At 73.8% G+C, this 22,534-nt stretch carries 22 protein-coding genes and 1 tRNA gene; 15 read left to right on the top strand and 8 right to left on the bottom strand.

All coding sequences use genetic code 11. From position 1 onward, the window contains the following. Nucleotides 1-2 precede the first annotated feature (2 nt). Complete coding sequence (locus AC0HI0_RS20435; RefSeq protein ID WP_480933972.1) at nt 3-659, bottom strand: CPBP family intramembrane glutamic endopeptidase; 657 nt, start codon at nt 657-659, stop codon at nt 3-5. Nucleotides 660-1,010: 351 nt separating this feature from the next. On the opposite strand from AC0HI0_RS20435, the gene AC0HI0_RS20430 reads away from it, so the two are divergent. After that, nucleotides 1,011-1,202: a hypothetical protein gene (locus AC0HI0_RS20430; RefSeq protein ID WP_480933971.1), complete on the top strand. Its 192-nt coding sequence runs from the start codon at nt 1,011-1,013 to the stop codon at nt 1,200-1,202. Nucleotides 1,203-1,431: 229 nt separating this feature from the next. Continuing rightward, on the top strand, nt 1,432-1,584 hold the full coding sequence (locus AC0HI0_RS20425; protein ID WP_480933970.1) for a hypothetical protein: 153 nt from the start codon (nt 1,432-1,434) through the stop codon (nt 1,582-1,584). A 173-nt stretch (nt 1,585-1,757) separates the two neighbouring features. On the opposite strand, the gene AC0HI0_RS20420 is transcribed toward AC0HI0_RS20425, so the two are convergent. Further along, nucleotides 1,758-3,440 (bottom strand): PHP domain-containing protein, encoded by a 1,683-nt coding sequence (locus AC0HI0_RS20420; RefSeq protein WP_480933969.1) that lies wholly within the window; start codon nt 3,438-3,440, stop codon nt 1,758-1,760. Nucleotides 3,441-3,827: 387 nt separating this feature from the next. Between AC0HI0_RS20420 and AC0HI0_RS20415 the strand changes: the two genes are divergently transcribed. Both AC0HI0_RS20415 and AC0HI0_RS20410 read left to right on the top strand, forming a co-directional pair. Then, the gene (locus AC0HI0_RS20415; protein WP_480933968.1) at nt 3,828-5,210 is read left to right on the top strand and encodes a family 2B encapsulin nanocompartment shell protein; all 1,383 of its coding nucleotides are present in this window, start codon (nt 3,828-3,830) and stop codon (nt 5,208-5,210) included. 431 nt (nt 5,211-5,641) lie between these two features. Then, nucleotides 5,642-5,718 (top strand) — tRNA-Arg (locus tag AC0HI0_RS20410). Between the two features lie 39 nt (nt 5,719-5,757). On the opposite strand, the gene AC0HI0_RS20405 is transcribed toward AC0HI0_RS20410, so the two are convergent. Next, on the bottom strand, nt 5,758-6,624 hold the full coding sequence (locus AC0HI0_RS20405) for a maleylpyruvate isomerase family mycothiol-dependent enzyme (RefSeq protein ID WP_480933967.1): 867 nt from the start codon (nt 6,622-6,624) through the stop codon (nt 5,758-5,760). Between the two features lie 217 nt (nt 6,625-6,841). Between AC0HI0_RS20405 and AC0HI0_RS20400 the strand changes: the two genes are divergently transcribed. Next, nucleotides 6,842-8,554 (top strand): SWIM zinc finger family protein, encoded by a 1,713-nt coding sequence (locus AC0HI0_RS20400; protein WP_480933966.1) that lies wholly within the window; start codon nt 6,842-6,844, stop codon nt 8,552-8,554. A 49-nt stretch (nt 8,555-8,603) separates the two neighbouring features. After that, entirely contained in the window at nt 8,604-9,809 is a 1,206-nt protein-coding gene (locus AC0HI0_RS20395; RefSeq protein ID WP_480933965.1) for an FAD-dependent monooxygenase, read from the top strand. 16 nt (nt 9,810-9,825) lie between these two features. Here AC0HI0_RS20395 and AC0HI0_RS20390 read toward each other — a convergent pair whose 3' ends face one another. Both AC0HI0_RS20390 and AC0HI0_RS20385 read right to left on the bottom strand, forming a co-directional pair. Further along, the gene (locus tag AC0HI0_RS20390; RefSeq protein WP_480933964.1) at nt 9,826-10,323 is read right to left on the bottom strand and encodes a DUF5994 family protein; all 498 of its coding nucleotides are present in this window, start codon (nt 10,321-10,323) and stop codon (nt 9,826-9,828) included. Between the two features lie 308 nt (nt 10,324-10,631). Next, complete coding sequence (locus tag AC0HI0_RS20385; RefSeq protein WP_480933963.1) at nt 10,632-11,144, bottom strand: DUF5994 family protein; 513 nt, start codon at nt 11,142-11,144, stop codon at nt 10,632-10,634. 207 nt (nt 11,145-11,351) lie between these two features. Between AC0HI0_RS20385 and AC0HI0_RS20380 the strand changes: the two genes are divergently transcribed. The 3 genes from AC0HI0_RS20380 (at nt 11,352) to AC0HI0_RS20370 (ending at nt 11,971) form a co-directional block, all read left to right on the top strand. Further along, nucleotides 11,352-11,516, top strand: a complete 165-nt coding sequence (locus AC0HI0_RS20380) for an RGCVC family protein (protein ID WP_480933962.1) — start codon at nt 11,352-11,354, stop codon at nt 11,514-11,516. A 135-nt stretch (nt 11,517-11,651) separates the two neighbouring features. Beyond that, complete coding sequence (locus AC0HI0_RS20375) at nt 11,652-11,804, top strand: DUF6307 family protein (protein ID WP_480933961.1); 153 nt, start codon at nt 11,652-11,654, stop codon at nt 11,802-11,804. Then, complete coding sequence (locus AC0HI0_RS20370) at nt 11,801-11,971, top strand: hypothetical protein (RefSeq protein WP_480933960.1); 171 nt, start codon at nt 11,801-11,803, stop codon at nt 11,969-11,971. The genes AC0HI0_RS20375 and AC0HI0_RS20370 overlap by 4 nt, the downstream gene beginning before the upstream one ends. A gap of 6 nt (nt 11,972-11,977) precedes the next feature. Here AC0HI0_RS20370 and AC0HI0_RS20365 read toward each other — a convergent pair whose 3' ends face one another. Next, the gene (locus tag AC0HI0_RS20365; RefSeq protein ID WP_480933959.1) at nt 11,978-12,907 is read right to left on the bottom strand and encodes an acyl-CoA desaturase; all 930 of its coding nucleotides are present in this window, start codon (nt 12,905-12,907) and stop codon (nt 11,978-11,980) included. Between the two features lie 359 nt (nt 12,908-13,266). Here AC0HI0_RS20365 and AC0HI0_RS20360 point away from each other — a divergent pair, with 359 nt between their 5' ends. From AC0HI0_RS20360 to AC0HI0_RS20345, 4 genes are all read left to right on the top strand, one after another. Beyond that, the gene (locus tag AC0HI0_RS20360; protein WP_480933958.1) at nt 13,267-14,256 is read left to right on the top strand and encodes an NsdA family TPR-like regulatory protein; all 990 of its coding nucleotides are present in this window, start codon (nt 13,267-13,269) and stop codon (nt 14,254-14,256) included. A 148-nt stretch (nt 14,257-14,404) separates the two neighbouring features. Continuing rightward, a complete protein-coding gene (locus tag AC0HI0_RS20355) occupies nt 14,405-15,196 on the top strand; it encodes a GAF and ANTAR domain-containing protein (RefSeq protein WP_480933957.1) in 792 nt (263 codons plus the stop codon). Beyond that, entirely contained in the window at nt 15,193-15,924 is a 732-nt protein-coding gene (locus AC0HI0_RS20350) for a GAF and ANTAR domain-containing protein (RefSeq protein WP_480933956.1), read from the top strand. The genes AC0HI0_RS20355 and AC0HI0_RS20350 overlap by 4 nt, the downstream gene beginning before the upstream one ends. 77 nt (nt 15,925-16,001) lie before the next feature. Then, nucleotides 16,002-16,676 (top strand): GNAT family N-acetyltransferase, encoded by a 675-nt coding sequence (locus AC0HI0_RS20345; RefSeq protein ID WP_480933955.1) that lies wholly within the window; start codon nt 16,002-16,004, stop codon nt 16,674-16,676. On the opposite strand, the gene AC0HI0_RS20340 is transcribed toward AC0HI0_RS20345, so the two are convergent. Further along, nucleotides 16,669-17,655 (bottom strand): hypothetical protein, encoded by a 987-nt coding sequence (locus tag AC0HI0_RS20340; protein ID WP_480933954.1) that lies wholly within the window; start codon nt 17,653-17,655, stop codon nt 16,669-16,671. The genes AC0HI0_RS20345 and AC0HI0_RS20340 overlap by 8 nt on opposite strands. Nucleotides 17,656-17,877: 222 nt before the next feature. On the opposite strand from AC0HI0_RS20340, the gene AC0HI0_RS20335 reads away from it, so the two are divergent. Then, a complete protein-coding gene (locus tag AC0HI0_RS20335) occupies nt 17,878-20,439 on the top strand; it encodes a DUF4118 domain-containing protein (protein WP_480933953.1) in 2,562 nt (853 codons plus the stop codon). Then, complete coding sequence (locus tag AC0HI0_RS20330) at nt 20,436-21,110, top strand: response regulator (RefSeq protein WP_480933952.1); 675 nt, start codon at nt 20,436-20,438, stop codon at nt 21,108-21,110. The genes AC0HI0_RS20335 and AC0HI0_RS20330 overlap by 4 nt, the downstream gene beginning before the upstream one ends. Nucleotides 21,111-21,342: 232 nt before the next feature. Here AC0HI0_RS20330 and AC0HI0_RS20325 read toward each other — a convergent pair whose 3' ends face one another. Then, nucleotides 21,343-22,485 carry an epoxide hydrolase family protein gene (locus AC0HI0_RS20325; RefSeq protein WP_480933951.1) on the bottom strand — a complete coding sequence of 381 codons (1,143 nt, stop codon included), beginning with the start codon at nt 22,483-22,485 and terminating at the stop codon, nt 21,343-21,345. Nucleotides 22,486-22,534 lie beyond the last annotated feature (49 nt).

Genomic DNA, 22,534 nt, shown 5'->3' with positions numbered 1-22,534 from the left:
CGTCAGGACGTCACGGTGCCGTGGTAGAAGAACTGTCCCAACCCGACGGTGAACATGAGCAACCCGTACAACGCGTGCTCCACCGACACCGTGAGCAGCGAGCGGGTCTCGCGGTAGCGGGAGGCGAAGATCCATCCGCCGGCCGTCGACAGCAGCACGGCCACCCAGTTGCCGAACGCGATGTGCACGAACCCGAACGCCAGCGCGCTCGCCGCCACCGTCCCGGTCGGGCCGAACACCGGTTCGTAGCGGTGGAACAGGAACGCGCGGAACAGCAGTTCCTGCGGGTACACGCTGGCCAACGGGTAGAACACCACGACCAGCGCCCACAGCGCGGGCTGTTCGCGGGGCAGCGCCAGCAGCGAGCCGGGCATCAGCACGGCCACCGCCGCCACGCAGCCCGCCGCCGTCACCGCCCACAGCACCAGCACCGGCCGCAACTGCCCGCGCAACGCCTCGGGACGCCAGAACGAGCGGCGGTCGAAACCCGTGCGGCGCAGGTGGAACACCGCCGCCGCGCCGAGCACCAAGAGCACCGGGATGGGGCTCGTGCCGCGCAACAACAACGCGTACGCGGTCACCAGGCCGAAGAACACGGCCACGAACTCGACGGTCAGGTACCACCGGCGCGCGGACTGGCGCCGTACCGGAACGGACACGGTCCGAAGCGTACGTGCCGCCGGATGTCGTGCCGGTGAACCCGCCGCCGGACTACGGCAAACCGATCTCGGCGGCCACCGCCGGATCCGCCCGTCCGCGCCCGCGTCGCGGCAGCGGGCGGCTGGTGGGACACCCGTTCGGCGGTCGGGTGGTTCCGCATCGGGGCGGACGGAATGGCGACTACGCGCCGTTGACCTGCCCCACGCCCCGGTGCCGCCGGTGCCGACCGACCTTGTGCTGTCCGGCACGTCCGTGCACGGCCCGGTGGAACTCGGCGACGCGACCGAGGGCGGCGAGATCTCGTTGCGGGACAGCCGGATCGCCGCCGTGCAGGCCCGCCGGGCTGGGCGGTGCTCGACGGCGCGGACGGCGTTGCGTTCGACGGGCGCGCGATCCGGGTCGGCGGCGGCGTCCAGGGCGAGGACGAGGTGCGCATCGGCGTCACCGCGACCGGGGCCGTGCTGCCGGTCGACGCGCGGATCGGCGGCGCGGTGGTGCTGCGCCAGGCGCGGCCGGCCTGGTCGCCGACCGGGCCCGGCTGATCGGCGACGTCGACCTGACCGAGGCGCGGCTGCGGTCGGCGGTCGGCGCGAGCGTCGGCGGGTCGTTGGTGCTGGGCGCGGTGCAGGCGGACGAGCAACCGCTGTCGCTGGACCGGGCGCGGGGAGCCGGCGACGTGCACTTGGCGTTCGCGCTGGTGCACACCGGGGTCCGGCTGGTGGACGCCTGGATCGGCTGCGACCTGCGCGCCCCCGACGCCGAGCTGCGCGGGTGCGCACCCGCAGCGACGACGGCCTGCGGCTGTCCGGCCTGGCCGCCGAGGGGACCGTGGTGCTTTCCAGGGCGGCCGTGCGCGGCCGGGTCGACCTGCGGTACGCGCGGTGCGCGACGACAAGCGGTTCCTGTGGGGCGCGGGCGGCGTAGAACTCGCTGGGTTCGACTACCAGCGGCTGGAGGACGGCCCCGCCGTGCCGAGGTCGCAGGGGCAGGGAGGTGGACGCGGCCACCGTGCTGGTGGAGAAGCAGCGGCTGCGGCCACCGGGTGTGCCGGGGGAGGTCGGTGCTGCTGGTGATCCGGTCCGCGTGCCGTCGGGCGGTCACACGACGTCGATGAACACCGGGTTGGCGTAGCACCACAGGTCCGACCACGGGTCGGCGTCGCCGACCACGTCCACGACCGGGTCCCCGGCAGCGGTGAGCCGGTTGCCGTCCGAGCCGCGCAGCCGCAGGTAGAACGACCTCTCGACGGCGCGGAACGTGTGCGTGAACCGCACCGTGCCGCGCGCGGTGCGGGCCACCTCGAAGGTCTTGAGCACCCTGGTGCCGGGTGCGGTCAGCGCGTCCCGGTCCGCAACCGGACCGGTCACCGGGCCACCGATCAGGTCGATCTTCGCCAAGCGCGGCACTATCCCGCCGAAGTTCGGCCGGCGCGCGAGCCGCGCCTCCACCACCACCTCGACGTCACCGCCGCGTTCCACGAACGTCCGGCCGCCGATCGTGACGCCCCGCCCGTCGAGCCCGGAGCGGACCCGCAGGTCCAGACCGTCGACCAGGCCGCCGTGCACCGCGACGACCTTGCCGCCCTGGAGGCCGCGCATCACGTCCACATAGGACTTGGAGCGCGCGCCGACCAGCGTCGAGCTGTACTGGCCCGGCCAGTAGTCGCCGTAGACCTGCGGCAGGCCGGTGTCCACGGGCTTGCCCCGGCTGCCGGTCGTGGCGTGGTCCTGCCCGCCCGGGACGAACGTGTCGCGGTGCACCTGGTGGCTGTCCGACGTCGAGGTCACCCACCACGGCCGGCCCTCGGCGAGCAGCGAGTCCCACAGGCCGCCGACCTTCGCGGTCATCCAGTCGAACCCGCCGTGCGTGCGGTACGGGTTGTCCGCCGCGTTCGGCTGGTAGCCGGGGAAGCTGTCCTGGTTCGGCGCGCCCTCGTAGAAGCCGCGCGCGCCGCCGCGTCCGCCGGACGCCGCCGGGATGCCCGCCGCCTGGTGGCCGGGCGCGCCCTCCATGCCCACCGCCACCTCCGGCGCGGCGTCGCGCCAACCGCGCAGCTCGTGCGGGCTGTCCAAGCCCCGGCGGGCCGGGTGGTTGGCGAACATCAGCGCGATCTCGGTCCGGCCGGCCAGCACCTGGGCCTCCAGGTAGCGCAGGGCAGCCAGCGCGTAGGGCTCGCCGTCCGGGCTGGTGGCCCGCGCGAGCAGGCCCTTGCCGCCCTGCTCGACGGGCGTGGACAGCACGCCGCCGTCGTAGGCCGCCTCGAACGCCCGCAGGATGTCCACTGTGGACTTTCCGGGCGGCAGGAACACGGTGGCGTGCTCCGCGCCGGGGATGTTCCACTCCAAACCCTGGTACACCAGCGTGTCCCGGTACCGGCGGCGGGCGCTGTCGATGTCGGGCGCGACCAGGTCGACGGAGAACTTCTCGTGCGCCACGCCGCCGTGGTCGGTGATCACCAGCCAGTCCAGGCCGTGCTCGCGCGCCTTGGCGACCTGCGTGGCCACCTCGTACTGGGCGTCCGGCGAGTACTGGGTGTGGATGTGGTGGTCGCCCGCGTACCAGCGGTCCCGACCACCCCACGGGTTCACCGGCCGGGTCGGCCGTTCCGGTTCGTGCGCGGCGGCCGGGCCCGCGAACGCGGCCGACCCCGCCGCGGCGATCCCCAGGCCCGCGAGGAACCTGCGCCGGGCCACCGACAGCGGCCGGTCGTCCTCTTCCTCCGACCAGCCGCCGCCCGCCTCGACGTGCCCGTGGTGGTGGTGATCGTGCTGATGCGACATGGAAAGCTCCGCTCCGCCGACGCCCGCGCCGAAGTATCGTGAGTCGGATGTCGTCGTGGCGGACGGGAAGCGCGAACACCTGGTGAACAGTTCCACCGGAACGGCGGGGCGTTCGACCGGACCCCGGCGCGCGTCCGGTTGGACGGCCGGGAGGGCCCGCGGCACAGGGCCGATCGCCCGGATTCGGCGTCGAGTGCGGTGACCGGTGCGTTGATGCCGTGCCGTCCTGTTTCGCCTGATTTTGCGACACCACCACCCTTTTGTGTGACTCGACGGCCGCAAATCGGCGGTGTTAACTTCCCTCCAGTCGACGTGGAATTCACCGCCGCGGTGGAAATTCTCGGACAAATCCTTCTTTTCCTTGCCGTGCAACGGGTGGTGTGCGTAGTGACCGTGACCGAACCGATCTCGCCGGATCGCGCCTCGTCGAGCCTGGGTACCGCCGCCGCGCGGAACCTGGCCACGACGACCAAGTCCGAACCGCAGATGCAGGGCATCACGCCCCGCTGGCTGCTGCGCGTCCTGCCGTGGGTCGAGGTCAAGGGCGGCGCGTACCGGGTCAACCGGCGGCTGAGCTACGCCGTCGGCGACGGCCGGGTGACCTTCGGCAGCACCGGCGCGGAGGTCCGGGTCATCCCGCAGGAGCTGCGCGAACTGCCCGCCCTGCGGGACTTCGCCGACGACGCCGCGCTGGAGGCGCTGGCCGGCCGCTTCCGGCAGCGCGAGTACGAGCCCGGTGACGTGCTGGTCGAGGCGGGCCGCCCGGTGGACGCGCTGTTCCTGGTGGCGCACGGCAAGGTGAGCCGGATCGGCCTCGGCGAGTACGGCGCGCCGCACGTGCTCGGCGTGCTCGCGGACGGCGAGTACTTCGGCGACCAGCTGCTGACCGGTCCGGGCGAGTGGGAGCACACGGTCAAGGCGGTCACCCCGGTCACCGTGCTGGTCCTGCCGGACGGACCCGCGCTCGACGCGGTGCGCGCCGGGCTCGCGGCCGGCCCGGCGGTCGGCGAGCGCGCGCGCAACACGTTCGGCGAGGCGGCGATCGAACTCGCGTCCGGCCACCGGGGCGAGCACCCCCTGCCCGGCACGTTCGTGGACTACGAGGTCGAGCCGCGCGAGTACGAGCTGAGCCTGGCGCAGACGGTGCTGCGCGTGCACAGCCGCGTCGGCGACCTCTACAACCAGCCGATGAACCAGACCGAGCAGCAGCTGCGGCTCACCATCGAGGCCCTGCGCGAACGCCAGGAGCACGAACTGGTCAACAGCCGCGATTTCGGCCTGCTGCACAACGCGGACTTCCAGCAGCGCGTGCACACCCGCTCCGGCCCGCCCACCCCGGACGACCTGGACGAGCTGCTGTCGCTGGTGTGGAAGCAACCCGGCTACTTCCTGGCCCACCCGCGCGCGATCGCGGCGTTCGGGCGCGAGTGCAGCAGGCGCGGCCTGCACCCCGGCACGGTCGAGGTCGACGGCCGGCAGGTTCCGTCGTGGCGCGGCGTGCCGCTGCTGCCGTGCGACAAGATCGGCGTGAGCAGCGCCAACACCAGCTCGATCGTGCTGCTGCGGGTGGGGGAGTCGCGGCAGGGCGTGGTGGGCCTGCGGCAGACCGGCCTGCCCGACGAGTACGAGCCGGGGTTGAGCGTGCGGTTCATGGGCGTGGACGACAAGGCGATCATGTCGTACCTGGTGAGCGCGTACTACTCGGCGGCCGTGCTGGTGCCGGACGCGCTGGCCGTGCTGGAGCACGTCGAACTCGGCGTCGCGGAGTAGCGCCGGGTCGGCGGAAATCCGTTTGACGGTGGGCGCCGCGATCGGTGATCCTGGTCGCGTCGAACGAGCGGAGGAGGAAGTCGTGGCAGGCAGGTGGGAGTGGCGCCGATGCGCGGTCCCCGCTGTGTGCGGTCGACTTTTCCCTTGGCAGCGCCCGGTGATCCCGGTGCGCGCGGGCTCCTCGCCGTGACGTAGACCCGTCAGGCACCGGGAGCCGCCCATCGGGAAACCGAGCCGGGCGGCTCCTGCTTTTCCAGCGTGCCAAGGGTTCCGTCGCACACACCGGCCCAGCGGGCCGGTCGAGCGGCGCGACGAAGCCGTCCGGCACCGCCCGGACGACATCGCGGACTTTTCTCCCCCCGCCCCCGCCGCCGAAGTTCGGCGACCAGGGCGAAGCCGGTGGTCCGGCCACACCGTGGCCGGACCGCCACGCCCCTGTAGCTCAGGTGGACAGAGCGCGACGCTACGAACGTCGAGGTCCCAGGTTCAAGTCCTGGCAGGGGCACCACGCACGACACCGCGCGCCGGGCACGCGGTGGCCGGTCGGTCAGCCGGCCGGCAGCGGTGCCGAGTTGGTGGGCAGGCGCACGGTGCGCAGGAAGGCGGGCAGCAGCCACGGGCGGCGCCCGCCGACGCGGACCTTGCCGGTGAGCGCGGCGCGGGCGCGGGAGATCCGCCCGAACAGCACCAGGTTCAGCGTCGCCGGGTCGAAGGCGACCCGGACGTCGACAGGCTCCCCCGGCTCCTGGACGCGCACCTGCCCCCGGTGCAGCGCGAGGGTGACCGGTGCGGTGTGGTCGGACCGGAAGGCGACGGCGATGCGCCGATCCTCCGGTGGCGGGCCGTCCAGCAGTCGGCCGACGTCGTTGCGGATCATGCCGACGATGAACAGGTCGAAGAACGGCGCGGCCGCGCGCGCCGGGATCGGCCACGGGGTGCCGGTGGCGCGGGCGATGTCCCGGCCGTGCACCAGCACTTCGTTGACCAGGTGGGCCAGCACCCCGCCGACCGGCACCCGCGAGCCGCCCAGCCAGGGCACCGGGCGGTGCGGGTCGGTGCCCGAGGTGACGGCGAGGACGGTGTCCGCGGCGGAGCGGAGGGCGGCGGCCAGGACGGCCGGGTCGCGTTCGGTGAACGCCCGCAGCGTCACGTTGTTCAGCTCGGCCACGGTGTCCACCGTGACGCCGGGCATGTGGTCGGCGAACGCCCCGGCGGGCACCCCGCCACCGGGCGCCAAGACCTCGGTGTAGCGGACGGCGATGGCCGCGACGTGCGCCGCGGTGTCCGCGACCGTCCAGTCGGCGGTGGCCATCGCGGTGGGCGACGGGGCACGGGTGACGAGTTCGGCGAACCTCGCCACGACCTCGGGCAGGACCTCCCGCACGATCGCCACCTGCCTGGACACGTCGCTCATGGCACCTCCCGGGCCGTTTCCGACGATCGCCCGAACATAGCAGCGGCCGCACGTGCCGGGCTGCTCCCGTCGTGCGGTCGTGACCGCCCCCGGCGGCCGGTCCGGAACGCGGGGCTGTTCGGGTCCACGAAGTGCCGTGCGGACCGGGTGCCTGGTACGCCCGTTCGGCCGCGTCCGACGTGGTCCCGCCCGGTCGCGGGTCTGTTTCAATGCCGGGATGACCTGGTTCTCGGACGGGGATCTCCGGCTGTGGGCGGGCGCGACCTGGTACGAGCGGGGACTCGGTTACGTCGACCTGGTCGAGGGGGTGACGTGGTCGCCGGACGAGGTCGTGGCGTCGGTGCGCGGCACGGACCTCTACACGGTCCGGCTGTCCCGCCGGAACGGGGTGACCACCGGCGACTGCTCCTGCCCGTGGGGTCGGGAAGGCAACTTCTGCAAGCACTGCGTGGCCGTCGGGGTGGCGGCGCTCGCCGATGCGCCCGAGGACGTGCCCGCCGAGGTCGCGGACACCGAGGTCGCGGACGTCGACCTGCGCGGGTACCTCGGCCGGGTCGATCCGGCGGAACTCGTGGACCTGCTGGTGGACCTGGCCGATCGGGACGCGGCGTTGCGCCGCCTGCTGTCGGCGCGGGCCGCCGGGGCCGGAACGCCGGACGCCGCGGAGCTGCACCGCCTCGTGGCGCGGGTCGCGAAACCCGTTGCGCTGCACGGTGCCGCCGTCGCCCGGTGGGTGTCGACGGCGGAGGAGGTGGTGCACGCACTGGACGTGCTGACCACCGACCACCCCGCGACGACCGTCGCGCTGTACCAGGACGTGTTGCGGCACTTGGCGGACAAGGAAGTCGACCACGACGCCGTCGCCGCGTTGCGGGACGTGGCGGCGCGCGCGGTGGCGGGTCTCGTCGCGGCCTGCCGGGGTGCGGCGGTCGACGGAGTCGGGTTGGCGCGGTGGCTGTACGACCTCCAGGTCGACGCGGGGGACGTGCCGGACGTCCCGGTCACCGGGCTGGCCGAGGCGCTGGGGGAGGACGGGCGGGCGGCGTACTGGGACCTGTTGTCCGGCGGGGAAACCCTGTCCGAGGACGACGAATCCGAGGACGACGAAGAAGAAGACGAGGAGTACGACGAAGACGACGAAGACGACGGGCGCCACCGGCGGCCGGGTCTCGGCACCACGTTGTTCCGGCTGCGCGAGGTGTACCTGCGCGACGTCGCGCGGGACGTGGACGCGCTGGTCGCCCTGCACGCCGGCAACCTCGCCGATTCCGGCCGGCACGTGCGGATCGGGCAGGTGCTGCGGGACGCGGGCCGGCCGGACGAGGCCGTGGCGTGGCTGGAACGCGGGCGTGCGGAATCGAGGTGGGGCCGGGACGACATCACGGACCTCCTGGTGGAGGTGTACGCGGAAACCGGGCGGCACAAGGAGGCCGCGCGGGCCCGGTGGGACGAGTTCGAGCGCGTCCCGCAGGAGGTCCAGTACCGCAAGCTGTTGCGCGCCGCCGAACCCCTCGACGCCGTGGAGTACGCGAAGAACCGCGCCCTGGCCCACCTGCGGGGCCTGGCCGAGGGCGGTGAGCACGCCGACGGCGATCCGCTCGTGACGATCCTGGTGGCCGTCGGCGAGGTCGACGCGGCGTGGGAGGCGGCGCACCGGTACCCGTGCAGCGACCGGTGCCTGTTCCAGGTGGCGCGCGGTCGCGGGGTCGACCACCCGGCCGACGCGATCCCGGTCTACGCCCGCGAGGTCGACGCCGCCATCGCCCGCAAGGACCGCGCCGGGTACGCGCGGGCCGCCGGGCTGCTGGCCGGGCTGCGCGACCTGCACGGGCGGGCCGGCCTGGACTTCGCGGCCTACCTCGGTACGGTCAAGGCCGAGCACCGCCGCAAGTCGGCGTTGCTGGAAGTCCTTGCCGCGCAGGGGCTCTGATCGCCGGGGAGCGGGCTGTCGGCCCCGGCCGGCACCAGGAGGCAGATCCGTGTCGCGCACCGTCCTCGTCTCCGGCGCGAGCATCGCCGGTCCCGCCGTGGCCTTCTGGCTGGCCCGGCACGGCCTGGTGCCGACCGTGGTCGAGCGGTTCCCCCGGTTGCGGCCGGGCGGCCAGACCGTGGACCTGCGCGGCGCCGGCCGCACGGTCGTCCGGCGGATGGGGCTGGAGGACGCGGTCCGCGCGCGGACCACCGGCGAGCGCGGCATCCGGTTCGTGGACTCCGCCGACCGCGTCAAGGCGACCTTGGCCGCCGACGCCTTCGGGGGCGGGGGTCCGGTCGCCGAGTTGGAGATCCTGCGCGGCGACCTGTCGGAACTGCTGCACGACCGCACCCGGGACACCACCGAGTACCTGTTCGGCGACGAGATCACCGGGCTGACCGACCTCGGCGACCGGGTCCGGGTCGCCTTCCGGGAAGGCCCCGACCGGGAGTTCGACCTGGTCGTCCTGGCCGACGGGTTGCGCTCCCGCACCCGTGACCTGCTGTTCGCCGACGTCACCCGGACCCGCTCGTTCGGGCTCTACACGGCCTACTTCACGATCGCCCGCTCCGGGGCCGACGACGGCTGGGCCCGCTGGCACAACGCGCCCGGCCGGCGCACGGTCCTGCTCCGCCCGGACAACCAGGGCACCACCCGGGCCCTGCTGTCGTTCCTGTCCGACCGCGCGGGCTACGAGAAGCTCCCGGTCGCCGCCCAGCGCAACCTGCTGCGCGCGCGTTTCGCCGGGGTGGGCTGGGAAGCGCCGAGGGTGCTCGCCGGCCTGGCCGGGGCGTCGGACTTCTACTTCGAGGCGATCGGCCAGGTCCGGCTGAGCCGGTGGTCCCGGGGCCGGGTGGTGGTGCTCGGCGACGCGGCGTACTGCGCGTCGCCGATCAGCGGCATGGGCACCAGCCTCGCGTTGGTGGGCGCCTACGTGCTGGCCGGCGAGTTGGGCCGGCACCCGGACCACGCCGCGGCGTTCGCCGGCTACGAAGCGGTCCTGCGGCCGTATGCGGAGCGGGCGCAGCAGGTGTCGCCGCGCGCGCCCCGGATCGCCTCGCCGCGCACCGCGTTCGGGATCGGGTTGCTCAACGCCGTGCTCGCGACCGCCGCGAAACCCGGGATCAGCCGGGTGCTCGGGAAGTTCCTCGTGCCGCCGGCCGACGGGATCGACCTGCCCGACTACGGGAGCGCCCCCGGCTCGGCCGGGTGACCGGGGGCTCCCGCCGTCACGCGGTCAGGGCGATCGTGGTCGGCGCGGTCCGGTACGCCTGTTCCAGGTGGGCGGACAGGCCGTTGCCGGCCAGGATCTCCTCGACCGTCGTGGTGCGGTCGGAGGTCGCTGCGGCGCGCAGCACGGCGCGGGCCACGCCGCCCGGTGTGCCCGGCGGGATCACCAGCAGCCGGACCCGGGAGTGGTCCGACCGGATCAGGTGCACCGTGTCGGGCTGGGTGGTGTTGAACCCCTCCATCCGCACCGCGAGGTGGCCGACGACGATCCGGCGGGTGGAGGCCTGCCAGGCGCGCAGGTGGTAGGCGACCCGGCGGACCGGGTCCTGCGTGCCCATCGCGGTGATCAGCGGCGGGAACTCGGTCGCCGGGTCGGTCGACCACGGCCACCAGGCCCCGTCGACCGCCCCGCCGCGCGCGGATCCGGGTTTCACCGCCAGGCGCAGGTCGTGTGGTGGGGGTTTGCCGGTCGTGGTGCCGAGCAGGTCCGAGATCATCTCGGCGCTCCCGCCTCCGGCCGGTCGTGCCGACCGGATCCCGTGGTGCGCCCAAGGTGGCACCGGCTTGACCGCCGGTGCGCGACATACCCTCGGTGACCTCAGCCTACGCCCCGGCGACCGCGCCGCCGCACCCGGTCGCGGGACGGGCGGAAGTCCTGTCGCCGCAAGGCGTTGCGCCACCGCGGGACCTCGGCGGCAGCGGTCAGGCCACGCCGGACACGGGCGGGCGCTGGTCGCGCCACTCTCGGTTCTTCACCGGTGCTCCTCGTCGAGCCGTCACGGGCCCTCGGGCCCTGGCGTCGGGTCTAGCGGGCGGAGAGGCCGTTGCCGGCCAGGATCTCCTCGACGGTCGTGGTGCTGTCCGACGTCGCCGCCGCGTGCAGCACGGCCAGCGCGACCCCGGCCGGGGTGCCCGGCGGGACGACGACCAGCCGGATCCGGGTGCGGTCGGCCTTGATCAGGTTCACCGTGTCGGGGTTGGTGAACGGGAAGCCCTCCAGCCGCACGGCCTGGTCGCCGACGGCGATCCGGTTGGGGGTCCGCTGCCAGGTGCGCAGGTGGTAGGCGACCCGGCGCACGGGGTCCAGCGCGCCCATCGCGGTGATCAGCGGGGGGAACTCGGTCGCGGGGTCGGTGGACCACGGCCACCAGGCGCCGTCGACCTTGCCGCCGCGCCGGGACTCGGGTTTCACCGCCAGCCGCAGTTCGCGCTGCTCGGTGCCGCCGCTCGTGGTGCGGATCAGGTCGGGGATGATCTTGGCGCTCCCGCCTCCGGCCGGTCGGGCCGGCCGTGTTCCGTGGTGCGCCCAAGGCGGCATCGGCTCGACCGCCGACGCTCGACGTGCCCTCGGTGCCCCGCACCATACGCCCCGGGCCGCCTCGGTGGGCCGGCCGGGACCGGAGTACGGTCGGTGACGACGGGAGCGCGTCCGGCGTCACGGGCTTCGCACCACGCCCGCCGGGACGCGCGGGATCGGCCGGGACCTCCGGCTTCCCGTCTTCCGCACCGCTCATCGGAGCACCGCATGACCACCGCACTCCCGCACGACGTCTCCGTCGACATCCGGGCCGGCGGCGAGGACCGCTGCGCCGCCTGCCCCCACGCCTGGAGCGCCCACGACGCGCTCGGCGCCCGGTTCTGCACCGCCACCGTCTCCTCCGCGCTGGACCGGGCCTGCATTTGCCGGTAGCGGCGGCACCCCGGGGTGTAGCGTCGGCGTCATCGGGAGACCCGGCCCGGGTCCTCCCGCACCATCCGCGTCGCGAGGCGGCCTCGACACCACGTCGTGGCGGACGCCCGCGAGACGCGGAGAAAGTCGGAAATCATGTCTTCCCAGTACGTTTCCCGCTACGAAGCACGCGTCGAACTCGTCCGGACCACCGTGCAGGAGCTGTCCGACCTGGACGACAAGACCGCGTTCGCGGTCGCGGCGCGGATCGTGCACGTGTTGGACCACCTGCCGGAGAGCGTCCGATGACCGAACGCCCCACCGACGCCGTGTTCAGCCACCCGGACGTGCACCGGCCGGCGGTGCAGCACGCACCGCCGGAATCCGGGCAGCGGCTGCCCGACCCGCTGTTCCAGGAGCCGCACCGCACCCCTCCGGGCGTTGCGGACCCCCACCGCCGGGCTGCCTCGGAGTAGCCCGGCTCACCTCGCCCGGGTCAGCGCGGCCAGGCGCTCGGGCCTGGGCCACCGCACCTGCCACGCCCAGCCGAGCAGCTCGAACCACCGGATCACCCGCGCGGAGATGTCGACCTGCCCGCGCCGCACACCGTGCCGGGCGCACGTCGGGTCGGCGTGGTGGGAGTTGTGCCAGGACTCGCCCATCGACAGGATCGCCAGCGGCCAGAAGTTGGCCGAGCGGTCGCGGGAGGCGAACGGCCGGTCGCCGATCATGTGGCAGATCGAGTTCACCGACCAGGTCACGTGGTGCTGGAACGAGATCCGGGCCAGGCCCGCCCACAGGAACGCGGTCAGCGCGCCCCACCACGACCAGGTGAGCAGACCGCCGAGCACGGCCGGCAGGCCCGCGCTCAGCGCCACCCACAGCGGGAACAGCCGGTCCACCGCGCGGATGTCGTCGTCCGCCCGCAGGTCGGGCGCGAACCGGTCGACGTTGGTGGTGTCGCGGCCGAACAGCCAGCCCATGTGGGCGTGCCAGAAGCCCTTGGCCAGCGCGACCGGGCCGGTGCCGAACAGCCACGGCGAGTGCGGGTCGCCCTCGCGGTCGGAGAACGCGTGGTGCCGCCGGTGGTCGGCGACCCACCCGATCACCGGGCCCTGCGCGGCCAGGCCGCCGGCGATCGCCAGCGCGACCCGCAACCCGCGCCTGGCCTTGAACGCGCCGTGCGTGAAGTAGCGGTGGTAGCCGATCGTGACCCCGAGCGTGGACACCGTGAAGAACACCGCGGCCAGCACGACGTCGACCCAGCTCAGCCCCCAGCCCCAGGTCAGCGGGACGGCGGCGGCCAGCGCGGCGAACGGGACGAGCAGGAACGCCCGGATGGTGACCAGTTCGGCCCGGGATTTGGGTTCGGCCAGCACGGGTTTGGGTGCGGTGGGTGCGGCAGTGGTCATAGGTACGCCCTGTCTCAACGGGTCGGCACGACCGTGCGCGAGTGCGCGGGGTCGTGGGGGAACGGGGGTCGCGACGCGGACGGGGTCCGGATCCGCGACACCTCGACGAGTAGCCACCGGAGGGCGGGCGACTGCCTGCTAAGGCTCTAACCCCGACGCTACACCCGCGAGGAACGCACGACCGATTGCGCGCGAGTGCGGCCACGCGCGCCACGACCGGGTCCGATCCGCTTCCGCGCTCTGCCGGTCGGGTGCATCCGGGGGCGTGCGGAGGTGTGGCGTGAGAACCTGTGCGGGCGCGTGTCCGCTCCGGACCTCGGCGGGCTGCCAGTCGTGGTGGCTGCTGCCGGAGGTGGGTTGTGTCGGAATCGGAACATGTCGTGGACCCGGACGACGGCACCCGGGATCCGCCGAAGCGGGTCGGGGTCGCCGAGATCGCGGAGTTGAGCGCGTTCACCGCCGAAGTGCGGGCCTTGGACCTCCGGCACGGCGGTGGCCGTTCCCGCGCCGCGGCGGTGGCGCGGTTACCGGCCGCCCGGCGGCTGCTCAGCCTGCCGGTCGCCGAACGGCTGGACGGGCCGCTGCACACCGCGGTGGCCGACCTGCACAACCTGGTCGGGTGGGCGTCGTTCGACGTGGGACTGGTCGGGCCCGCGCTCCAGCACTTCGAGGTGGCGCTGCAACTCGCGGCGACGGCCGGTGACGCGTCGCTGACCGCGAACGTCTACTACCGCCTCGGCCGGGTGTGGCTGCACCACGACGAACCCGTCCGCGCGCTGGCGGAGTTCCGCTTGGCGGAACTGGCGGCGCGGGCCCGCGGGTCTCGGTCGGCGTTGGCCCTGGTGCACGCGAACCAGGCGTGGGCGCGGGCGCGCCTGGGAGTGGACGACGACATCGCCCGCTTGATGTCCACTGTGGACGACGACTTCACGGGTGGCCGGGACGAACCCACGCCGGACTGGATGGTGTTCTTCACGCCCGCCGACCTCTCGGCGTTGACCGGGGTGGTGTACACCGAACTCGCCCAACGGGTCGATCCCCGGTACGCGGGTGTCGCGGTGCCCGGGCTGGACTCCGCCCTCGCGCGCTACGACCCGGACCTGGCGCGCAGCCGGGCGTTCAGCCTCATCTCGCTCGCGGTCTGCCACCTGGTCGACGACCAGGTCGGCACGGCGGTGGAGGTGGGGCAGCGCGCGCTCGCGCTGTGTGAAGACCTGACGTCCGCCCGCACGGTCGAGCGGCTGGTGCCGCTGCGCAACGAGGCCGAACGGCGGCGGTCGCACTCCGGCGCACGCGAACTGGCGCGACGCATCCGCGCGTTCCGCCCGCTCGTCGCCGGAAGTCCGTGACCGTGTCGGACCCGTGCCCGTGCGGCGGGATCCGGCGCGACCGGTACGTTGGTGGAGGGTCACCAGCGGCGGTCGGCTCCGCCGGCCGTCGAGCGGCCCTCGCCTTCGGATCACCGGACCAGGCGGTATCGAGAGGTGGTCCGACGGCGTGAACCGCGACCGACCGCCGGCCGCCGAGGTGTGGACCCGGCTGCGGGAACTGGCGCGTGAGGACGGTGGGCCGATCTCCGTGCGGCACGCCGTGCTGGCCTGCGTCGAGGTGCTGGACGCGGCCGGGGCCTGCTTGTCCCTGGCCCGCAACGGGGGCTTGTCCGAACCGGTGTTCGCCACCGACCCGCGCAGTCACGAGGTGGAGGAGTTGCAGACCACCCTCGGCGAGGGGCCCGGCCTCGACTCGGCGGCCTGGGGCTCCCCGGTGCTGATCGACGACCTGCGCACCGCCGGGTCGGCCACCCGGTGGCCGCTGTTCGCGGTGCAGGCCGCCGAACTCGGCGTGCGCGGGGTCGTCGCCCTGCCGGTCCGGGCCGGCGCGGTCCGGCTGGGCGTGCTGGCCTGCTACCGCGACGAGTCGGGCCTGCCCGGCAGCGCGGCGCTGGCCAGGGCGCTGGCCTGCGCGGACGCGGTGCTGGTGCTCGCGCTCGACGAGCGCGGCGGCGTCAGCCCGTCGCTGGAGCACCTGCTCGACGGCGGCTTCACCACCCACCGGGCCCGGGTGCACCAGGCCGCGGGCATGGTCGCCGTGCAACTCGGGATCGGCCTCACCGACGCCCTGGCGCGACTGCGTGCCCACGCGGTCGCCAACGAACAGCCGATAGCCGACACCGCCGACGCGGTGATCGCCCGGCGACTCCGCCTCACCGACAACGACCGTGGACTTCCCCTTCCCGAGGGCGGCGACGCCGACGACGAGAAGGACACCGAGGAGGGCAACGACCGATGAAAACCCAAGACCAGCGGATCAGGGACACCTTCATCATGCTCGCCGACACCTTGGTGGACCAGTTCGACGTGATCGACTTCCTGGACCTGCTGGCGCACCGGTGCGCCGAGCTGCTGGAAGTCGACGCGTGCGGCCTGCTCCTGGTCGACCACCACGACACGCTGACCACCGTGGCCGCCTCCACCGAGCAGGCCCGGCTGCTGGAACTGTTCCAGTTGCAGAACTCCGAGGGCCCCTGCCTGGACTCCTACCACGGCGGTGCCCCGGTGTCCTGCGACGACCTCACCACCGCGCACGAGCGGTGGCCGCGCTTCGCGGCCGCCGCGCTGGACAGCGGCTTCCGCAGCGTGCACGCACTGCCGTTGCGGCTGCGGGAGCAGATCATCGGCACGATGAACCTGTTCACCACCACGCCCGGGACGCTCGGCCCGTCGGCGCTCCAGCTCGCCCAGGGACTGGCCGACATGGCGACCATCGGCATCCTGCACGAGCGGATCGTCCGGCGGCACGAGATCGTCACCGAGCAGCTCCAGACGGCGCTCAACAGCCGGATCCTCATCGAGCAGGCGAAGGGCGTGCTCTCCGAGCGCCTCCAGATCCCGATCGACGAGGCGTTCGCCACGCTGCGCGCCCAAGCCCGGACGTCGAACCGCAAGCTGCTCGACGTGGCCACCGCCGTCATCAACGAATCGCTGCCCGGCGCGGTGCCGCCGCCCCATCCCGGCTGAGCCGGGCGCCGCACCGCGCGGGCCGGGTCGGGTGGAATCGACCTACAATCGCCGGGAGTCGACCGGGGGGACCGCTGATGACCGGCCACGCGCCCGACGTGGACACCGCCGACCTCGTGCGGCGCTGGCAGCGCGGCTGGAGCGCGTGCCGGGGCTGGCAGCCGCCGCGCGAGGCCGGCGGCGGGCTGCACTTCCTGCTGGGCCGGCCCGGCCGGCACCACGAGGTGGTCGTGCTGCGCGCCGACGACGAGCCGGGCACGGTCCGCGCGCTGGCCGCCGAGGTGGCCCGGCACACCGAGGCGAGCTGGCTGACCGTGCCCACCACCCGGCCCGACGAGGTCGAACGCGAGCTGCGCGCGGCCGGCCTGGAGGTCAGGCGGGAGCGCGAGCAGGTGATGACCCGCGACCTCGACGGCCACCCGACCCGGGAGCCCGCCGGGCCGTACCGGACCACCACCTCGGCGGCCGGCGGCGTGCTCAAGGCCGAGGTGTGGCACGAGTCGGGCGACCTGGCCGCGAGCGGGCTGGCCGGGCTGGTCGGGACCGACGCGGTGCCGGACCGGATCGAGACCGACCCGGGGCACCGGCGGCGGGGGCTGGGCACGGTCGTGATGGGCGCGCTGGCCACCGCGGCGCTCGACCGGGGGGCGCGCACCGGGATCCTGCTGGCGAGCCCGGACGGCGAGCGGCTCTACACCGCGCTGGGCTGGACCACCCGCACGTCCGTGGTGATCGCGACCAACCTCAGCTGACCAGCGCGGCCAGGTCGTTGCGGTAGTACGCCTGGAAGACCCGGCCGGCCGACGTGCCGGGGCCGGCGGGCACCACGACCCGCACCACGCCCGGCCGGTCGCCGGGCACCTCGGCGGTCGCGTCGCGCAACACCGTCGACCAGACCGGCCCGGCCGCGGGCGCCACGTCGTCGAGCCGGGCCTGCACCCGGTCGCGCAGCGCGGCGGGCCGGTCGGACGGCGCGCACACCACCTCGTCCACCTGGTCGCCGTCGACCCGGACCCCGGCGGCCAGCGGCGTCCGGCCGGTGGCCACGACCGCCACCACGACCTCGCCCAGGCACGCCGCGAGCCCGCTGACCACCGGGTCGCCGGCCAGCGTCGACCCGCCGGGCTCGACCACCCAGGCCAGCGTCCTGGCGGAGGGCCCGAACGCGATCGAGTCGGCCGCGACCCGGACCTTGTTGAACCCGGTGACGATGCCCATCTCGGCGAACGGGCTCCTCATGTCGATCTCGTCGTCGGGCGCGGTGATCCACGTGGTGGCCCCGGCTTCGTCGGCGCGCTTGGCCCCGCTGCGCTCGAACTTGCTGTTGACCAGGGTCGGGTCCACCCGCATCCACAGCTTCCCGGCCCACTTGGGCGGCTGCCCCACCCGGATGGCCTCGGCGGCGTCGCGCGGGTCGAACCCGACCGCGTCACCGAGCACCGCGGCCTTGGCCGCGAGGTCGGAGTACCCGATGCCCTCCAGCCCCCGGAAGCGCTGCTGGTCGGTGGACTTCAGCTCGCGCACCGCGTTGACGTTGCCGTACTCGACCACGAGGGCGGACTCCCCGGTCGCCCGGACCTTGCCCAGCGCGCCGACCAGCCCGCTCGCGTTCGGCTGCTCCACCACGGTCGTGCCGCCCACCGGGGTCCCGGCCGTCGTCCCGCACCCGGCGAGCGCCGCCAGGACGGCGACCGCCGCCGCGACGCGAACCCCACGCGAAAGATCCCTCATCGGCCCGATCGTATGGCCCGCCGCCGGTCCGCAGGTGGCGATCCGGGCAATCACCGCCCGCCGGGCACCGTCCGTGACCAGCCGGTTTCGCAGTGGCGTGGACCGGGTGGGGCGGACTCCGCGCGAGTCGCGGCGCAAGTGCCGGACACCGGTGTTTACGCGTTCCTAGCGCGTCTCGATGGTCACGCTGAGGTGTCGCGGCGCGGCGAGCACACTGTCCGGGTGGACGGTAAGCGCAAACGCGGCGAGCTGCGGATCTACCTCGGTTCGGCGCCCGGTGTCGGCAAGACCTTCGCCATGCTCGGCGAGGCGCACCGCCGGCGCGAACGCGGCACGGACGTGGTGGTCGGCCTGGTCGAGACGCACGGCCGGGAGAAGACCGCCGGGCTGCTCGACGGCCTGGAGCAGTTGCCGCGCCGCCAGGTCGGGCACCGGGGCGTCGAGTTCGGGGAGTTGGACGTCGACGCGTTGTTGGCCCGTGCGCCCGAGGTCGCCGTGGTGGACGAGCTGGCGCACACGAACGTGCCGGGTTCGCGCAACGCGAAGCGGTGGGAGGACGTCGAGGAACTGCTCGACGCCGGGATCGACGTGCTGTCCACGGTCAACGTGCAGCACCTGGAATCGCTCAACGACGTGGTGCAGCGGATCACCGGGGTGCAGCAGCGGGAGACCGTGCCCGACGAGGTGGTGCGCCGGGCGGAGCAGGTCGAGCTGATCGACATCACGCCGGAGGCGCTGCGGCGGAGGTTGGCGCACGGCAACGTCTACGCGGCGCACAAGATCGACGCGGCGCTGGGCAACTACTTCCGGCTGGGCAACCTGACCGCGCTGCGCGAGCTGGCGCTGCTGTGGGTGGCCGACCAGGTCGACGTGGCGTTGCAGCGCTACCGGACCGAGCAGCACATCACCGACACGTGGGAGACCCGGGAACGGGTCGTCGTCGCGATCACCGGCGGCAACGAGAGCGAGACGCTGATCCGGCGGGCCCGGCGGATCGCGGTGCGGGCCGGGGCCGACCTGATGGTCGTGCACATCATGCGCGGCGACGGGCTGACCGGGGCGTCGCCGCAGGTCGTGGGCAAGCTGCGGAAGATCACCGAGGACGTGGGGGCGACCTTCCACACGGTGGTGGGCGACGACGTGCCGACCGCGCTGCTGGAGTTCGCGCGCGGCGTGAACGCGACGCAGCTGGTGCTGGGCACCTCGCGGCGCTCGCGGCTGGCCCGGGTGTTCGACGAGGGCATCGGCGCGGCGGTGATCCAGTCGTCCGGGGCGATCGACGTGCACATGGTCACCCACGACGAGGCCCGCCGCAGCCCCCGCTGGAACGTCGGCCGCAACCCGCTCACCCGGGGCCGGGTGCTGCTCGGGTGGCTGCTCGCGGTGCTGCTGCCGTTCGTGGTGACCGGCCTGGGCCTGCTGTCCCGAGAGGACCTGACCTTCTCCACCGACCTGATCGGGTTCTTCCTGGTCACGGTGATCGTCGCGCTGGTCGGCGGGCTGGGGCCGGCGGTCGGCACGGCGCTGCTCGGCGCGGGCCTGCTGAACTACTACTTCACCCCGCCCTACTACAGCCTGGCCGTGGCCACGCCGGAGAACCTGATCACCCTGCTGGCCATGCTCACCGTCGCGGTGCTGGTCGCGCTGGTCGTGGACCGGGCGGCGCGGCTGGCCGAGCAGGGCGCGCGGGCGCGCACCGAGGCCGCGCTGCTCGCCTCCTACGCGCGGACCGTGCTGACCAGCCCGTACCCGCTGGCCCGGCTGCTGGAGAAGGTGCGGGAGAACTTCGGGCTGGAGTCGGTCGCGCTGCTGGAGCGGCGCGACGGCGGGTGGGAGCGGGTGGCGTGCGTCGGGCCGAGGCCGTGCGACGAGCCCGACGAGGCCGACGCGGACGTGCCGGTCACCTCGGACGTGCACCTGGCGTTGCGCGGCCGGACGCTGCCGGCGGGCGACCAGCGGGCGTTGGAGGCGGCGGCCGGCCAGGCGCTGATGGCGTTGCGGCAGCAGCGGATGGCGGCCGAGACCGCCGACGCGCAGCGCCGCGCGGCGACCACCGAGCTGCGCACCGCGCTGCTCTCGGCGGTCGGCCACGACCTGCGCACGCCGTTGACGTCGATCAAGGCCGCCATCGGCAGCCTGCGCGACGACACCCTGCCACTGTCCACAGAGGACACCGAGGAGCTGCTGGAGACCGTGGAGGTCTCCGCCGACCGGTTGACCGGGCTGGTGGACAACCTGCTCGACTCGTCGCGCCTGGCGACCGGCGCGGTGCGACCGCTGCTGCGCGCGGTGACGTTCGACGAGGTGGTCGGGCGGGCCCTGGCGGGCATCGACGACCGGCTGATGGTGTCGGTGGACGTGGGGGAGCAGCTGCCCGAGGTGCTCGCCGACGCCGGGTTGCTGGAACGGGTGGTGGCCAACGTGATCGACAACGCGCTGCGGCACGGGCGGCTGACCCCGCGCCGGCTGGTGGACGTGGACGGCGACGGCGCGATCACCGCCGACGAGCCGGAGATCGCGGTCCGCGCCAGCGCGTACGGCGACCGGGTGGAGCTGCGCGTGGTCGACCACGGGCGCGGCCTGCCCAAGAACACCGCGGACGCCGTGTTCGCGCCGTTCCAACGGCTCGGCGACCGGGACGCGACACCAGGCGTGGGGTTGGGGTTGAACGTGGCCAAGGGATTCGTGGAAGCCATGCACGGCACGATCACCGCCGAGGACACCCCCGGCGGCGGCCTCACCATCGTCATCTCGCTGCCCGTCGCGGAGGTGGCAGTCCCGTGACCTCCGTCTTAGTCGTGGACGACGACCCGCAGATCGTCCGTGCCTTACGCATCACCCTGACCGCACACGGCTACCACGTGCTGACCGCGCACGACGGCGCGTCGGCGCTCGAAGCGGTCGACGGCCGGCCGGACGTGATCCTGCTCGACCTCGGGCTGCCCGACATGGCCGGCGTCGCGGTGATCGCCGCGCTGCGCCGGCGCGTCACCACGCCGATCGTCGTGCTCTCGGCCCGCACCGACGCCCAGGACAAGATCGGCGCGCTGGACGCGGGCGCGGACGACTACGTGACCAAGCCGTTCGGGGTGGACGAACTGCTCGCCCGGCTGCGCGCGGCGGTGCGCCGGACCGGCCCCCGGCTGGAGGGCGAACCGCCGGTGCTGGCCGCGTCGTTCACCGTCGACCTGAACGCGAAGCGGGTCCGCCGCGACGGCGCGGACGTCCACCTCACCCGGACCGAGTGGGCGCTGCTGGAGGTCCTGGTGAAAGCGGGCGGCGAGCCGGTGAGCGTCCGCGACCTGCTGGACCGGGTGTGGGGCGAGGGCTACTACAGCCAGACCCACTACCTGCGCGTCTACCTGGCCCAACTCCGCCGGAAGCTGGAACCCGAACCGTCCCACCCCCGCCACCTGCTCACCGAACCCGGCCTGGGCTACCGCTTCCAGACCTAGTGCCTGTTCGCGAGATCGTCGGGGCCACTCGCCGATCGCGGCGACGTGGACCGTGGCCGGGACACCCCGTCGCCGCTCAGGCCGCGACAACCTGGTTCGGCCCGGACGTCGGGTCCACCGGTGTCCGAACCGGCGTGCCGACCGTCGCGGGTCGGGCGACCTCCACCCGGCCGGCGTCCTGGTCGCCGGTCAGGCTCGGCGGGCCGTCGCGGCCCGCCGACCCCGACGCGGGTCAGGAGATGCCGCGGAAGAAGGCGCGGATGTCGTCCGCGAGCAGCTCCGGCACCTCCATCGCCGGGAAGTGACCGCCCTGGGCGTACTCGCTCCAGTGGCCGATCACCTTGCCCGGGTCCACCGCCCGCCGCACGAGCGGGTGGGTGTCGAACACGGCCCACCCGGACGGCACGTCCGAGGCCATGACCAGGTCGAGCCCGGAGTGCTCGGACTCGTAGTAGAACTGCGCGCTCGACGCGCCGCCGCGGGTGAACCAGTACAGGCTGATGTTCGTGAGGAGCTGGTCGCGGTCGACCGACTCGTCCGGTGTCCGGTAGCCGCCGTCGGTCCGGGTCTTGAACTTCTCGGCGATCCACGCGAGCTGGCCGACCGGCGAGTCGGCGAGCGCCGCGCCGATCGTGTCGGGACGGTGGTCCTGCATCAGGAGGTACCCGCGATCGGCCGCGTCCTCGGCGCGCACCGCCTCGATGTGGGCGGCCTCGTCGTCGGACAGGCCCTCGGGGTAGGGGAACTTGTCGCCGAGCAGGCCGAGCCACCGGGGGTCGCTGCCGATGTGCGTGCCGATGACGCGCTCCGGGTGGGTCGCCGCGAGGCGGGCGGTGGTGCCCGCACCGACGTCGGTGCCGTGGGCCGCGAACCTCTCGTAGCCCAGCCGCGTCATGATCTCGGCGTAGGCGTCCGTCGTCCGCGCCAGTTCCCAGCCGGTCCCCGACAGCGGGGTGGAGAACCCGAACCCGGGCAGGGACGGGACGACCACGTGGAACTCGTCGGTCAGCAGCGGGACGAGCCGCTGGTAGTCCACGAACGATCCCGGCCAGCCGTGGTTCAGGATCAGCGGGGTGGCCTCCGGGTTCGCCGACCGGACGTGGAGGACGTGGAACGTCTGCCCGTCGACGACCGTGGTGAACTGGTCGTGCTCGTTGAGCTTCTTCTCCTGCGCACGCCAGTCGAACCCGTCGCGCCAGTACTCGGCGAGTTCCTTCAGGTACACCAGCGGGATGCCCCGGCTGAAGTCGGTGCGGTCGTCCCGGCCCGGCACGGGGAGCGGCCAGCGGGTGCGCGCCAGCCGGTCGCGCAGGTCGTCGACGTCGGTCTGCGGGATGTCGATGCGGAACGGTGTGAGCGTGTTGTTCTCGTCCATGACGGCGACGCTGCCAGGTAATGCGGCAGGATCGCTTCCGCGATTGCCG

Source organism: Saccharothrix sp. NBAS 001, assembly GCF_056640475.1.
The sequence above is the reverse complement of the archived record's forward strand: the minus strand, read 5'-3'. Positions and strand labels throughout refer to the sequence as shown.

Coding starts and splice junctions, on each gene's coding strand:
- AC0HI0_RS20420 (WP_480933969.1), bottom strand. CDS start 3,440: ATGTCGCATCAGCACGATCACCACCACCACGGGCACGTCGAGGCGGGC.
- AC0HI0_RS20405 (WP_480933967.1), bottom strand. CDS start 6,624: ATGAGCGACGTGTCCAGGCAGGTGGCGATCGTGCGGGAGGTCCTGCCC.
- AC0HI0_RS20400 (WP_480933966.1), top strand. CDS start 6,842: ATGACCTGGTTCTCGGACGGGGATCTCCGGCTGTGGGCGGGCGCGACC.
- AC0HI0_RS20390 (WP_480933964.1), bottom strand. CDS start 10,323: ATGATCTCGGACCTGCTCGGCACCACGACCGGCAAACCCCCACCACAC.
- AC0HI0_RS20385 (WP_480933963.1), bottom strand. CDS start 11,144: ATGCCGCCTTGGGCGCACCACGGAACACGGCCGGCCCGACCGGCCGGA.
- AC0HI0_RS20380 (WP_480933962.1), top strand. CDS start 11,352: ATGACCACCGCACTCCCGCACGACGTCTCCGTCGACATCCGGGCCGGC.
- AC0HI0_RS20375 (WP_480933961.1), top strand. CDS start 11,652: ATGTCTTCCCAGTACGTTTCCCGCTACGAAGCACGCGTCGAACTCGTC.
- AC0HI0_RS20370 (WP_480933960.1), top strand. CDS start 11,801: ATGACCGAACGCCCCACCGACGCCGTGTTCAGCCACCCGGACGTGCAC.
- AC0HI0_RS20365 (WP_480933959.1), bottom strand. CDS start 12,907: ATGACCACTGCCGCACCCACCGCACCCAAACCCGTGCTGGCCGAACCC.
- AC0HI0_RS20350 (WP_480933956.1), top strand. CDS start 15,193: ATGAAAACCCAAGACCAGCGGATCAGGGACACCTTCATCATGCTCGCC.
- AC0HI0_RS20345 (WP_480933955.1), top strand. CDS start 16,002: ATGACCGGCCACGCGCCCGACGTGGACACCGCCGACCTCGTGCGGCGC.
- AC0HI0_RS20340 (WP_480933954.1), bottom strand. CDS start 17,655: ATGAGGGATCTTTCGCGTGGGGTTCGCGTCGCGGCGGCGGTCGCCGTC.
- AC0HI0_RS20325 (WP_480933951.1), bottom strand. CDS start 22,485: ATGGACGAGAACAACACGCTCACACCGTTCCGCATCGACATCCCGCAG.